The sequence below is a fragment of the Patescibacteria group bacterium genome, from assembly GCA_018900835.1.
In the GTDB taxonomy this organism is placed as follows: domain Bacteria; phylum Patescibacteriota; class Minisyncoccia; order Minisyncoccales; family PEYH01; genus PEYH01.
Map to the genome: position 1 here is coordinate 37,971 of JAHIFQ010000015.1, position 13,027 is coordinate 50,997.

Below are 13,027 nucleotides of genomic sequence, written 5' to 3' on the forward strand. Positions count from 1 at the left end.
GTTTCTCGGCAAGTTCTCACACCGAACAATGCACTCTTTTGGAAACATGGTTTCCAAAATTGCTGGTTTCCAAAATTGTTTTCCAACCACTTTTTTATTATTACGAGGCCCGGCCTCGTAATTTTCGTAAAATGGCGGAAGCCACGCTAGTATTGAGGATTCTCACAACCCGCCCAAGGCGGGTAATTTTTGCATAACAACTGACAAGAATGTATGGTTTTTTTAACAGAAGGAATATGTTAAGATATTGGAATGATTAAAGAGATAGACAACCGGATAGAATGGGAAGGATTTTTAAAGGAGTGCAAAGAAAAAACATTCCTTCATTCTTGGAATTGGGGCGAATTTCAAAAATTAATGGGAAGCAGAATTTGGCGACTTGGTATTTATCAAGATAGCTCTTTGTTGGCAATTTTTTCAGCATCTATAGTAAGGGCCAAAAGAGGGTCTTTTTTGTTGGTTGAACATGGACCGATAATAAATCCAAAAGCCGAAAGCCAAAAGCCGAAAATATTAGAAGAGATTTTGGAATATTTAAAAGAGTTAGGAAAAAAAGAGAAAGTTGGATTTACTAGAGTGTGTCCGATTTGGGAAAGGACGGAAGAGAATGAAAAAGCCTTCAAAGAACTTGGGTTTAGAGATGCGCAGATACATATTAGGCCAGAGGTAAGTTGGGTTTTGAATATTGATAAGTCAGAAGATGAACTTTTGAGAGATATGAGAAAAACTACCCGTTATTTAATCCGTCAGGCAGGCAATAATCCAGACATAGAGATTATAAAGAGCGTAAACCCCTTTGATGTAGAAATTTTTAATAACATTTATCAGCAAACAGGAGAGAGAGCTCATTTCGTGCCGTTTTCGTTGAATTATCTTAAAAAAGAGTTTGAATCGTTTTTAAAAAATGACCAAGCATTATTATTTTTAGGCAAATATAAAGGAGAAGTTGTGGCTGGGGCAATGATAATCTTTTGGCAAGATAGCGCTTTTTATCATCAAGGAGCTTCTTTGAGAAAATATGCCAAAATCCCAGTCAGCTATCTCTTACAATGGGAAGCGATAAAAGAAGCAAAAACAAGAGGGTTGAAAGAGTATAGCTTCTGGGGAATTGCTTCAAACAACAAAACAAATCATCCATGGAAAGGGCTCACCTTATTCAAGCAGGGCTTTGGTGGAGAGAGGAAGGAGTATGTAAAGACACAAGATTATATTATTTCCTCAAAATATTGGCTTAATTATATAGTGGAGAAAGTTAGGAAGAAGAAGAGGGGTTTTTAATACAATGCAGGGGAAAAAACGATATCATCAAAATTATCAGGCAAAAAAGCGCAGCTACACGCGCAAGAAGAAATCAATTTTTAGAAATCGGTTTTTTTGGTATTTTGTTCTATTAGTTATCGCTGGCGCTGGAATATTTTATTTCCTTGTTTTTTCTCCGGTTTTTCAGTTAAGGGAAACAATAATAAATGGCACATCATTTATAAGCGCCAACGAGGTGGGGGATATAATAAGAGAGCAGACAGCAAATAGTGTTTTGTTTTTTCCAACCAAAAGTATTATTGTTTTTAATTCCAAGAACACAGAGTCATTGATTCTGGAAAGATTCTTACAAGCCAAAGAAGCAATAATTAGGAAGCAATTTTTTAATAAATTGATTGTCAATATTTTTGAACGCGAACCAGAGGCAATTTTTTGCTCTTCTGGCAGTTGCTTTTTATTAGATGAACAAGGGCTTATTTTTCAACCCGCAGAAAGGGAAACATATTTCCCAAATAAGGCGGTTATTGTTTCTGATGAGAATATGGAGTTAGGGACGACAGTGACTTCAGAAGAAAATCTTATCTTTATTAATGATGTTTTTAGACAGTTGAAACAAGGGAATATTTTAGTCAACGAGTTTAAGATATCTTCGTCAAAAATAGAGGCGCTAATTTCCGAAAACGGATTATCAATCTATTTTAACCCTCAAAAAGATTCTGAATTGCAAGTTCAGGATTTAATATTGGTGCTTAAAAATCAAAACTCCCCTGACTCTGAAACCAGGGGAGCGCAGGAGTATATTGACCTCCGCTTTGATAAGATTTTTCTAAAATAGCTGGTTATGGAATATTGTAGATGAAGATTGAGTAGCCAGCTCTGCCAACTGGCTCAAAATTGTTTAACCACTCAAATCCGGTAGTATTCTGTTTAAAGCCAGCCACTGCTTTTGCCCGGCCTTCTTGCAGAAAAGTTGCAGAAATTGCTATCCATCCCTTATTATCTGCTGGGTCTTTATATATTGATGTTCCTATCAACTTATCTCCCAATCTGTAGCTCGGGTTGTCTCCGCCAAAATAGGAGACATTTATTCCTTCAATATTATTTTTTTCCACAAAATCAGCGAGCCGTTTCAAATCCTGGCCCCAGTCGTAATTAGAATCAACAGCGTATTTATAGCCATTTTCAGACCCGCCAGCCAGTTCGTTATAATAGGATATGTAGTGTGGGAAGGCAGCCAGAGAAGCGATTATATACCATAGCATTAAGATTGCCATAACTACATTTAAGGCGATTTTTATTTCCCTTTTTCTTAATTCATTTGTAAGCCGGAAAAATCCAACGCTGATAAAAATATACATTATCGGAAAAACAGGGAGAATATGCCTTACCCCTATATTTAAATTACCAATGATAGAAGTGAACCAATATACAATCAGAATAACTAAAAGAGAAAATTCTGCAATATGACCCCTTGTCCATTCGAAAGATCTTTTTATTGATTTCTTAAAAGAACCGAATTTTCTTATAAAAATCAACCAAAGCGCAAGCACAATTAAAGTCAAAATATGAAAGGCCAAAGGCGCTTTCAAGAGATACATTGTGGGGAAATATTCTTTCCATGCTTGATTATTAACTTCGCCCAAGAAATACACAGTGTTGCCTCCAGCGACTCGCTGTGTTGCCATCAACAATCCAAGAGCATATTGGGCAACAGGCCTTAAAATAGGGATTGACGCTGCTTTGGCTGTTATCCTTGCTGGAAGTTGGTCGCCAAGAATGTGTTGGGTATCGCTCACCTGTTTTTCTATAGGATAATTTAATATATGGAATTGGTATATTGGCCAGATAACAAAAACTAATGCGATTATGCCTGCTATTGTGGCTTTCCCGATATAGCTTAATACTGATTTCAGTTTGTTTTTAGAATGATTGTTTCCAGATAGTAAAGCATAGACAATTGTGATTAAAGCAAAAGAAGGTATCAATAGAATAAGGGAAAATTTTAGACACAGGGCTATTCCTAAAATTATGCCAGCGATAAATACATTTTTGCGTGTCGGGTTTTTAAGAAAATTTACCCAAAAATAAGTGGCGATAAGAAATCCTAAAACCGCAGCCACATCAGTAGTCACAAGCCGTCCGTGGGCGAGAAATGTTGGTGAAAATGAGAATAATGCCAAAGCCATTAGCCCGGCTTTATTGCCCCCTATTTTTTTTACCCAGAAAAACAAGAACCAAGCGAGAAATACCAAAAGAATCATCATTGGCAAACGGGTCCAAAATATTATCTGGTCGGGGTCGTTTCCAGAATTGAATATGAATTCAGAGCCAGAATCCCATTGTCCGTTTATATCTTCTGTCCACGATTTGTGTTCAGTGGGGAAATTGAGGTCAAGAAATAACAAAGGAAGCGCAGCCAAATCTTTCGCCAAAGGAGGGTGTTCCGGGTTAAGTCGATAATCCATGAAAGCAAGATAAGAATATCCGGATGGGATATGCGCTTTTTCATCCATTGTAAGCGACATATTCCGGGAGCTTAAGAAAGCCATTAAGAAACAAGCTCCCAATAAAATAATTGCTATAATATTCGTTGTTTTGTTTGTTAGTTTCATATATTTTTAATTATTTATAATTGGATTTATCCAAAATATTTTTACATTATTACTGATTTCCATTTTACCTCCTGGAAAAATGGTTTTAAGCTCGTTCAAAATATCATCATTGAATTTCATAGGCACAATGACTATTTTATTGTTAGCGATTCTAATTTGGTCCAATTGGTTTGGATTGAGATATATTGCTCTTAATTTTCCATACTCCATTCTCTCAATAAACATTATTGTTTGGGCCGATGTAGATACGCCGTCTGGAAATGGCACAGGAGTTCCAGATTCATTGACTACCACATACTTGTCTATTTCATCTGGAAGCGCGTTGATTACCTCGCCTATTTTCACGAAATTTTCTGTAAAAGCGTTTTTAATTTCCGGATTCTGCGCCCAATCAATGAAATATTTTTGAGTTGATGCGACAGATAAACTTAAAAAAATGAAACCAATTATTAGATAGATAAACCATTTTTGCCATTTGTTGTCAGGGACCAATGACGGCAATCGTTTTATTCTTTTAATTTTTTCAAAAACCCAAAGAGCGCCAAAAGCGGCAAAAATCATTGTTACAGGGATTATACCAATAGTCCTCAAAGAATGAGGCATTCCTTCATAAGTAAGAGCGCCGGGTAGAATCATTACAAAAAACCAAGAGAATAACAGCAAATAAACGGATTGCAATTTGGAGTCATTATTCTTAAAAGATAAAAAGAGTTTTTTTATTGAGATAATGAAACCGATAAGGAATAGAATTCCAATCGGCCAAAGTAATTGCGGTGAGCCGGAAAGATTATGCCTCCAGTTAAAATCGCCTGATATGTTAAACATAACAAGGTGCCTCCCCAAACTTTCGGCAAAAGCAATGATAAAATTCGGTTGAGAGAAAATAGATACTGCGCCTAATCGGCCGAAGAAATCAGCAGGATGAGCCATGAAATAGAAAGCCAGAGGCAGGGCGATTATTATAGTAGACATAGCAAAGGCAAAAACAAATAAGAGAAATTTTTTCTGCTGTTTTTCTTTGTAATATGAAATCCAATAAGGAATTAGAGCAAAGGGCAATACCAGAAACACTAAACGGAATGAAGAATAAGTATAGAATCCCAATCCCAAAATAATTCCAGACAAAATCAAGAGAAAAATATTTTTTTTGCGCAATCCTTTGAATAGGAAATAGAAACAGAATATTAGAATAAACGGCAAGAGTATTCCTCTGAATCCGATTCTTGAGAAATTGATATGCCAAAAACAAGTGGCAATAAAAAAGCTTGCCAACAAGGCAAGGCAATCCGCATTTTTGTCGCCTTGGTTAATGTTTTTAAGCAGCTCTTTCATCAAGAGATATAGGCCCAGAACAGAGATTATTCCGATAATCGCAGAAATTAATCGCAAAGAAAATGGGCTTGGTCCAAATATTTTAAAACTCAAAAAAGCAAGATTCATAAACAGTCCTTCACGCCCTCCGTTTTCCGGATAAAATACCTTGCCTGGATTGGTGAAAGCGTCATTGGCGTTCATCGCTTCGTCAGGGTATAGTCCCGGCGGAACACTGTGGAGACCGTATAATCTTAGAAAGCCGGCAATCAAAAGAATCACTAATAGAAAAATAGTTATTTTGATTTTATATGATTTAGACATTAAAACATTATAGCAAAGATTTTGATTGCCAAGTATAGCAATAATCCACAGATATAATTTTTTGAATAATTTTTATCTTGACAAAGGGGATTATTGGTGTAAAATAAGCATATTAAAACTTGAACCAAATTCGTTCTGATGGAAGAAAAAACTAAAAAAAGATCTGCAAAGGATCATTTTTCAGATAAGGAATTAAAACAAATCAGAGAAGAGAGAGACAAGTATTTAGCGGGTTGGCAAAGAAGCCAGGCAGATTTTTTGAATTATAAAAAGGGAGAGGGAGAGAAATTTCAAAGAATATTTGATTATAAAAAAGAAGAATGGATTTTGGAATTATTGGACATACTTGATTTATTTGACCAAGCAGAGAAACAGAACAAACAAGACAAAAAAGAGCAAGGCAAGGCCTATGTTCTTGAGGGATTTCTGCAGATTAAAAAGTATTTTGAAGATTTTTTAAAAAGACACGGAGTGCAAGAAATAATCATTGAGTCAGGCAAAGAATTTAACCCGCATTTTGAGGAAGTGGTGGAAACAGTTGATGGCAAAGAAGACGGGATAATCATAGAGGTTGTGAGAAAGGGATATCAAATAAATGAAAAAGTTATCCGCGTGGCGCAAGTCAAGGTTACAAAGACGAAAAACAGTGAACAATAATTGAATAATAATTAATCATCTAAACAATATGTCTAAAATTTTAGGAATTGATCTTGGAACAACCAATTCAGCAATGGCTATCGTTATCAACAGCGAACCAGAAATTGTAGAAAACAAGGAAGGAGCAAGAACCACGCCTTCCATCGTTACTATAACTAAAAACAACGAGAGAATGGTTGGTGTTTTGGCTAAACGGCAGCAGATTACCAATCCGGAAAATACCATTTTCTCTATCAAAAGATTAATGGGCAGAAAATTCAGCGACCCATCTGTGCAGAAAGATATAAAGCTTCTACCTTATGAGATAAGAGAGAGCCAGGATGCTGGAGTGGAAATCAAGATGGGGGACAAATGGTATCGTCCTTTTGAAATTTCAGCAATGATTCTTCAGAAATTAAAAAATGACGCAGAAGATCGGCTTGGAGAAATAATAGAGGAGGCCATTATCACTTGTCCTGCCTATTTTGACGATTCGCAGAGAAAGGCGACAAAAGTTGCTGGCGAAATTGCCGGCTTTAAGGTTAGGAGAGTTATTAACGAACCAACAGCAGCTGCCTTGGCTTATGGTTTGGCCAAAAAAACTGAACAGCAAATCGTTGTTTATGATTTTGGAGGAGGAACTTTTGATATTTCTATATTAGACATTGGAGAAGATACAGTAGAGGTCAAGGCAACCAACGGCGACACTCATCTGGGTGGAGACGATTTTGACCAGGAAATTATTGATTGGATAGTTAATCAATTTAAAAAAGACCAAGGTATAGATTTGTCTAAAGATAAATTAGCTCTTCAACGCCTGAAAGAAGCAGGAGAGAAAGCAAAAATTGAACTTTCCACTACTTTGGAGAGCGATATAAATCTTCCGTTTATCACATCTGACGCTTCTGGGCCGAAACATCTTAATTACAAATTATCCCGCGCCCAATTTGAAGATATGGTCAAGGATTATATTGATACTTCAATAGAGTTAGTGAGAAAGACCCTCAAAGATGCCAAGCTCGAGACCAAAGACATTGAAGAAATTGTTTTGGTTGGCGGGCAGACAAGGATGCCGAGAATTCAAGAGGAGATAAAAAAGATGTTTGGCAAGGAAGCGAGAAAAGATATTAACCCCGATGAAGTTGTTGCTGTTGGAGCTGCGATTCAGGGGGGCATTCTTCAGGGAGATATGAAAGATGTTTTGCTCTTGGATGTTATTCCTCTGTCTTTAGGCATAGAGACCTTGGGAGGAGTGAACACAATTCTTATTTCCAAAAATACAACCATCCCGACTTCTAAAACACAAGTATTCTCCACAGCTGCTGACAATCAGCCATCAGTGGAAATAAAGATTCTTCAAGGGGAAAGACCAATGTCAAACGACAACAAATCACTGGGGAGATTCATATTAGATGGAATACCTCCATCTCCTCGTGGAGTTCCGCAAATAGAAGTTTCTTTTGAAATTGATGCGAATGGAATTCTTCAAGTTTCCGCTACTGATAAAGCGACAAGCAAAAAACAATCTATAAGAATTGAAGGTTCTTGCGGAGCATCTGATGAAGAAGTTGAAAAAATGAAAAAAGAAGCGGAAGCGCACGCTGAAGAAGACAGAAAAAAGAAGGATTTGATAGAATCAAAAAATCAGGCAGATGCGCTGATTTATAGTTGCGAGAGGACATTGAAAGATTCAAAGGACAAAATTCTTTCTGATGCTGTCAAGGAAATAGAGAATAAAATTTCTGAATTGAAGAAAGTAAAAGATAGTGATAAGATGGAGGAGATAAAACAAAAGAGCGATGAGCTCTCAAGCGCTATCCAAAAAATCGGAGCGGATTTGTATAAGAACCAGCAAGAACAGACAGGTCCTAGTCAACCCGAGGAAGAAAAGAAAGAAGAAGATAAGCCAGAGGAAGGGGAGACCACGGAGAAATAAAAGTTAAATTTTCAATTACCAATTTACGAATTTTCAAGTTTGAAAATTGAGATTTGGGATTTCATTGAAAATTAGAAATTGAAAATTGTAAATTTCGTGATTATGGCTGAAGATTATTACAAAGTTTTGGGAGTTGAGAGGGGCGCTTCACAGGAAGAAATCAAGAAGGCGTATCGTAGGTTAGCGCACCAGCATCATCCTGATAAAGGAGGAGAAGACAAAAAGTTTCACAAAATCAGTGAGGCGTATAATATTTTGTCTGATAAGGAAAAAAGACAGCAATACGACCAATTCGGCTCCGCTTTTGACAATATGGGTGGGCAAGGCGGTTTTAACGGATTTTCTAATTTTGATTTTGGGTCGTTTTGGGAGCAGGCGCAGCAACAGGGCGGAGGAAGAGAGGGTTCTGGTTTTGATAATTTGGGCGATATTTTTGATGAATTTTTTGGAGGAAGGAGAACTAAAGGTGAGGACTTGAGAAGGGGAGATGATATTCAAATAGATGTTGAGATTAATCTGGAGGACACGCTCTCATCTGCAAAAAAAGAATTTAAGATTTATAAAAATGAAATTTGCGGGCGTTGCGCGGGGACTGGCGCTGAACCTGGAACAAAATTAAAGCAATGCCAGACCTGCCGTGGAATTGGACAAGTTCAGGAGATAAAGAGAACGGTTTTTGGAACAATCAGCCACAATACTATTTGCCCCTCATGCCAGGGACAGGGCAATATTCCAGAAAAAATCTGTAATGTCTGTAGGGGTGATGGCAGGATAAAAAAAGAGGAAATAATAGAAATAATTATTCCTGCTGGCGTGGACTCTGGGCAGGTGCTGAAATTTAAAGGAAAAGGAGAGGCAGGCAGGCGAGGTGGAGCCTTTGGAGATTTATATGTAAGAGTTTTTGTGCGTGAGCATAAAGTGTTTGATAGAAAAGGAGATGATTTATTTACTGAAATACCTGCGCAATTTTCCCAAATAGCTTTAGGTGATGACATTGAGGCGCCTATGTTGGAAAAAGGAAAGAAAATATTCCTTAAGGTTCCAGCAGGCGTAGAACCAGGGAAAATATTTAGAATCAGCGGTAAGGGAATACCAAGATTTTCCAGCTATGGAAGGGGTGATTTGTATGTTAAAATACGAGTGGATACGCCGAAAAGATTGACAAGAAAGCAGAAAGAGTTGTTAAACAAATTAAAACAAGAAGGGCTCTAATTATTATTAATCATTAATCATTAATCATTTCTGCCCCCGTAACTCAATTGGTAGAGTAACTCCCTTTTAAGGAGGCGGTTCCAGGTTCGAGTCCTGGTGGGGGCACATAAATTTTTGCCTTTACAAAAATTTGAGTAGTTGGCCCGCCCGATGCGGGCGAGTAATTAGTAATTAGTAATTAGGACAAGAAATCAAACAAGAAGTTAAAACGCGCTATGACAGATTTGCTAAAGAAGGTGGTTCGGCTGAAGGATGTTGCCCCGTAGGGGGAGAAAGTACCGAGAGTTTTGCCTTGGAGCACGGGCTTTACAGCAAAGAATATCTGCTGTTTGATTTTTTCATGTACACATGTTAGTGTTTAATGTTACGAAAATAACTTGGTAGTCCCTGCCACGAGGGTGTCGTGGTGAACGCACATTTGCAAAAGGAGGGTACCATGCCCAAGAGAGCGGTAGTAGCTGTACCGAAGAGCTTAAATGAGGCGGCTCAGTTTTTGGCGGAGATAGGGCAAGAGCAGCGCGCCACCGATAAGATTCGGTCAGGCCTTAATGCCAAGGTGGACGAACTGAAAGCCAAGGCGATGGTCGAAGACGAGCATCATCAGGAAAAGATTTCACAGCTTGTCGAAGGTCTCTTCGCTTTCGCTGAAGCCCATCGCGATGAGCTGACCGATCACGGCAAGAGCAAGACAGTTGAAGTGCCAACGGGTACCTTCGGCTGGCGCATGACACCGCCAGCTGTATCGCTTCGTGATGTCGAAGCAATTCTGGAGTCTCTGAAGTCGCTTAAACTGAAGCGCTTCATCAGAACCAAGGAGGAAATAGACAAGGAAGCGATGCTGAAGGAACCTGACGTAGCCAAAACCGTCAAGGGTGTCTCTATCAGCCAGCGTGAGGAGTTCGTGGCAAAGCCGGCAGAGTTGGAAGTAGAGATAGCGACTCAGGTCGACAAACTCAAGAAAGCTGTGGCTTAAGAAGTTCCTCAATCAACGGACTGAGCAGTCCAACTGCTTCCCGCTATGTCTTCGGACCTCTGGCGGGTTTCCTTTTCTTATGCTTTTATGAAAGAACAATTGTGTGCACTCTGTGCACTCGAAATTTATTTGCAGCCAAAGAAAAACTTGAAATTGTCATTCGTGCGGCTCCGCCGCATTTTCAGAATTTCGTGGGGGGTTTTCCTCGCCGCCGCAGGCGGCGAAATGCGTTCGGACTATTTTCAATATACTGCACATAAATTTTTGCCTTTACAAAAATTTGAGTAGTTGGCCCGCCCGATGCGGGCGAGTAATTAGTAATTAGTAATTAGGACAAGGAAACAAACATTTGCTTCCAAGCAAAAATTTATTCCTAACTACAAATTACTCACACAAAATACAAATTTAATAAAAGATTACGAGGCCCGGCCTCGTTGTTTTTATTCAGTGCGTTTTGTTGTTTTTGGAGTTGGAAAAGTATATAATAGAGTAAGTTAATCAAAATAGAGTAAGTTAATCAGATAATCAAAAGATATGCGTAAAGGGTTTTGGCTTCTAATATTTTTTATTTTGGGAGCGGTTCTTTTTTACTTCACGCTCCGAGGAGTAGGAATTGAAGGCGTAGTTTCCATTTTATCTATGATTAGGGCTTGGCAAACGCTTTTAGCTATTTTCATTTTATTTACAGGCATAGTAATCATTGGTGGCTATAAATGGTGGATGATAATTCATTTAAATAAAAAAGAAGACGCAAAACTGTCTAGAGTAATGATTGCGAAGTTCATTGGCTATAGTATCAGTTATGTGACGCCTTCATCGTTAGTCGGAGGAGAGCCAGCAAAAGTTCTTTACTTAAAAGAAGAAACAAAGCTTTCCACAAGCAGGATTATAAGTTCCATTATATTAGACGAGATAATACTGTTCTTTTTAATAATCATGGTGTTTTTTATGGGCATTTTCTTTCTGTTGATTTATATGCATTTATCATGGTTGGCAGAAATTATCGGACTTGGGTTAATGGCTGGGGCAATATCAGCAATCTTATTGATAATATGCAAGACGAGGAAAATGGCGTCTGGCAAGGGCTTGTTCAAGACATTCGCAGAGCGATTTTATTTAAATAAACTCAAAATAATAAAACAGAATATGGGCGCGTTGGATGAAATAGAAAGAGATATTATAAAATTTTTTCGCAGGCCAAAAAAAGAGCTTATAGAAATTTTCATATTGGCTATAATGGAGCTTTCAGCTCTTTTATTAGCTGCTTGGTTAATATTGGCATTTTTGGGAGTTCGGCTTGATATTACACGATTGTTCGTGGTAAGAAGTATGACAGATGTTTCTGGTTTTTTTCCGCTTCCAGCATCATTGGGCACATTAGAGATTTCACAAGCGTTTGTTTTTGTAGGGCTTGGGATGGATTCTGCTGTTGGGGTCGCATTTAGTTTGATATGGAGAGGGTTAAACCTGATTATGGCCGCTTGCGGACTGATAGTATTTATGTTTATTCAGTTCGGTTTTTTGAAAAAAAGGATTATTGTATTTATAGAAACATTAACGGATAAAATAAAAAAATGAAAAAAACATTTATTTTGAAAATTCTATTTGGCATAATTTTAATTATTATCGGTGTTTTCGTTTTTAGCTTTGGTTATCGCTATGGCTATAACCAGATTCCGCGACCGCCAGTGGGTTTGCCAGCAGACGCTGATTTTACCTTATTATGGGATGTATGGTATAAGCTTGGAGAAAAATATTCGGGCGAATTGGATTATCAGAAAATGATTTATGGCGCTGCCCAAGGACTTGTGAGGGGATTGGGTGACCCTTATACGGTATTTTTTAATCCAGAAGATAGCCAGATATTTAAAGATGATATTGCCGGCTCTTTTGAAGGCGTGGGAATGGAAATAGGTATTAGAAAAGGGGAGTTGACGGTAGTGACTCCGCTTGAGGGTACGCCTGCCCAGAAAGCAGGACTTTTGCCAGGGGATATTATTATGAAGATAGACGATTCATTTTCACGAGACATTGCTACAGACGAAGCGGTCAAGCTGATTCGCGGACCTAAAGGAACTGCAGTCAAGCTTACTATTTTCCGCGAGGGATGGAGTGATACTAAAGTATTTGAAATTTCAAGAGATGTGATAAAAATTCCTAATTTTCAATGGGAAATTATTAATGGAGATATAGCAAAGATTAAAGTTTATCAATTTTCCAGCGGACTGGATTCTGATTTTTCAAAGATAGTTCCAAAGATTTTGGATTCTTCTGCGAAAAAAATTATTCTTGATTTGCGCAGTAATCCAGGAGGTCTTTTGTATGAAGCGCAGTTGATGGCTGGCTGGTTTTTGAATAAGGGTGATATGGTTACCATTGAAAGCTTTGGAGAAGGTAGAGATGAGAAAGAGTATAGGGCAATTGGTAGCGGAGCTTTGTTTGAATATCCGACAGTTATACTTATCAACCAAGGAACAGCATCTGGCGCAGAAATTTTAGCAGCTGCTTTGAGAGATAATAGAGATGATGTAAAATTAATAGGAGAAAAGTCATTCGGCAAGGGCTCTGTTCAGGAGCCAGTGGATTTGCGTGGAGGAGCTCTTCTCAAGGTTACAGTAGCTCACTGGCTTACTCCTAACAGAGAGATGATTAATGAGATTGGGCTTACCCCGGATATAGAAATAAAAATAACTGAAGATGACTATAAGGAAAACAGAGACCCACAATTAGATAAGGCGCTTGAGGAATTGAAATAATAATTAG

General features: G+C 38.1%; 10 protein-coding genes and 1 tRNA gene. 9 read left to right on the plus strand and 2 right to left on the minus strand.

Annotation, left to right across the window (positions count from 1 at the left end; genetic code table 11):
- Positions 1-252 precede the first annotated feature (252 nt).
- Both KJ562_02765 and KJ562_02770 read left to right on the plus strand, forming a co-directional pair.
- The gene (locus KJ562_02765; GenBank protein ID MBU3964613.1) at positions 253-1,278 is read left to right on the plus strand and encodes a peptidoglycan bridge formation glycyltransferase FemA/FemB family protein; all 1,026 of its coding nucleotides are present in this window, start codon (positions 253-255) and stop codon (positions 1,276-1,278) included.
- Positions 1,279-1,282: 4 nt separating this feature from the next.
- Positions 1,283-2,095, plus strand: a complete 813-nt coding sequence (locus KJ562_02770) for a hypothetical protein (protein MBU3964614.1) — start codon at positions 1,283-1,285, stop codon at positions 2,093-2,095.
- Between the two features lie 4 nt (positions 2,096-2,099).
- Here KJ562_02770 and KJ562_02775 read toward each other — a convergent pair whose 3' ends face one another.
- Together KJ562_02775 and KJ562_02780 are read right to left on the minus strand one after the other, a co-directional pair.
- Positions 2,100-3,872, minus strand: a complete 1,773-nt coding sequence (locus KJ562_02775) for a glycosyltransferase family 39 protein (protein ID MBU3964615.1) — start codon at positions 3,870-3,872, stop codon at positions 2,100-2,102.
- A 6-nt stretch (positions 3,873-3,878) separates the two neighbouring features.
- Entirely contained in the window at positions 3,879-5,507 is a 1,629-nt protein-coding gene (locus tag KJ562_02780; GenBank protein MBU3964616.1) for a glycosyltransferase family 39 protein, read from the minus strand.
- 138 nt (positions 5,508-5,645) lie between these two features.
- Between KJ562_02780 and grpE the strand changes: the two genes are divergently transcribed.
- The 7 genes from grpE to KJ562_02815 all read left to right on the plus strand — a co-directional run bounded on the left by grpE (position 5,646) and on the right by KJ562_02815 (position 13,020).
- Positions 5,646-6,164 (plus strand): nucleotide exchange factor GrpE, encoded by a 519-nt coding sequence (grpE, locus tag KJ562_02785; protein ID MBU3964617.1) that lies wholly within the window; start codon positions 5,646-5,648, stop codon positions 6,162-6,164.
- Between the two features lie 28 nt (positions 6,165-6,192).
- Complete coding sequence (dnaK, locus tag KJ562_02790) at positions 6,193-8,079, plus strand: molecular chaperone DnaK (protein MBU3964618.1); 1,887 nt, start codon at positions 6,193-6,195, stop codon at positions 8,077-8,079.
- Positions 8,080-8,181: 102 nt separating this feature from the next.
- Entirely contained in the window at positions 8,182-9,291 is a 1,110-nt protein-coding gene (dnaJ, locus tag KJ562_02795) for a molecular chaperone DnaJ (GenBank protein MBU3964619.1), read from the plus strand.
- A 32-nt stretch (positions 9,292-9,323) separates the two neighbouring features.
- Positions 9,324-9,396 (plus strand) — tRNA-Lys (locus KJ562_02800).
- 331 nt (positions 9,397-9,727) lie between these two features.
- Positions 9,728-10,264, plus strand: a complete 537-nt coding sequence (locus KJ562_02805) for a host-nuclease inhibitor Gam family protein (protein MBU3964620.1) — start codon at positions 9,728-9,730, stop codon at positions 10,262-10,264.
- 534 nt (positions 10,265-10,798) lie between these two features.
- A complete protein-coding gene (locus KJ562_02810) occupies positions 10,799-11,842 on the plus strand; it encodes a flippase-like domain-containing protein (GenBank protein ID MBU3964621.1) in 1,044 nt (347 codons plus the stop codon).
- On the plus strand, positions 11,839-13,020 hold the full coding sequence (locus KJ562_02815) for a S41 family peptidase (GenBank protein ID MBU3964622.1): 1,182 nt from the start codon (positions 11,839-11,841) through the stop codon (positions 13,018-13,020). Before KJ562_02810 ends, KJ562_02815 begins: the two co-directional genes overlap by 4 nt.
- Positions 13,021-13,027 lie beyond the last annotated feature (7 nt).

Bases quoted from the DNA above. Each gene is read 5' to 3' on its own strand.
- KJ562_02765 (MBU3964613.1), top strand. From the start codon at position 253: ATGATTAAAGAGATAGACAACCGGATAGAATGGGAAGGATTTTTAAAG.
- KJ562_02770 (MBU3964614.1), top strand. From the start codon at position 1,283: ATGCAGGGGAAAAAACGATATCATCAAAATTATCAGGCAAAAAAGCGC.
- KJ562_02775 (MBU3964615.1), bottom strand. From the start codon at position 3,872: ATGAAACTAACAAACAAAACAACGAATATTATAGCAATTATTTTATTG.
- KJ562_02780 (MBU3964616.1), bottom strand. From the start codon at position 5,507: ATGTCTAAATCATATAAAATCAAAATAACTATTTTTCTATTAGTGATT.
- grpE (MBU3964617.1), top strand. From the start codon at position 5,646: ATGGAAGAAAAAACTAAAAAAAGATCTGCAAAGGATCATTTTTCAGAT.
- dnaK (MBU3964618.1), top strand. From the start codon at position 6,193: ATGTCTAAAATTTTAGGAATTGATCTTGGAACAACCAATTCAGCAATG.
- dnaJ (MBU3964619.1), top strand. From the start codon at position 8,182: ATGGCTGAAGATTATTACAAAGTTTTGGGAGTTGAGAGGGGCGCTTCA.
- KJ562_02805 (MBU3964620.1), top strand. From the start codon at position 9,728: ATGCCCAAGAGAGCGGTAGTAGCTGTACCGAAGAGCTTAAATGAGGCG.
- KJ562_02810 (MBU3964621.1), top strand. From the start codon at position 10,799: ATGCGTAAAGGGTTTTGGCTTCTAATATTTTTTATTTTGGGAGCGGTT.
- KJ562_02815 (MBU3964622.1), top strand. From the start codon at position 11,839: ATGAAAAAAACATTTATTTTGAAAATTCTATTTGGCATAATTTTAATT.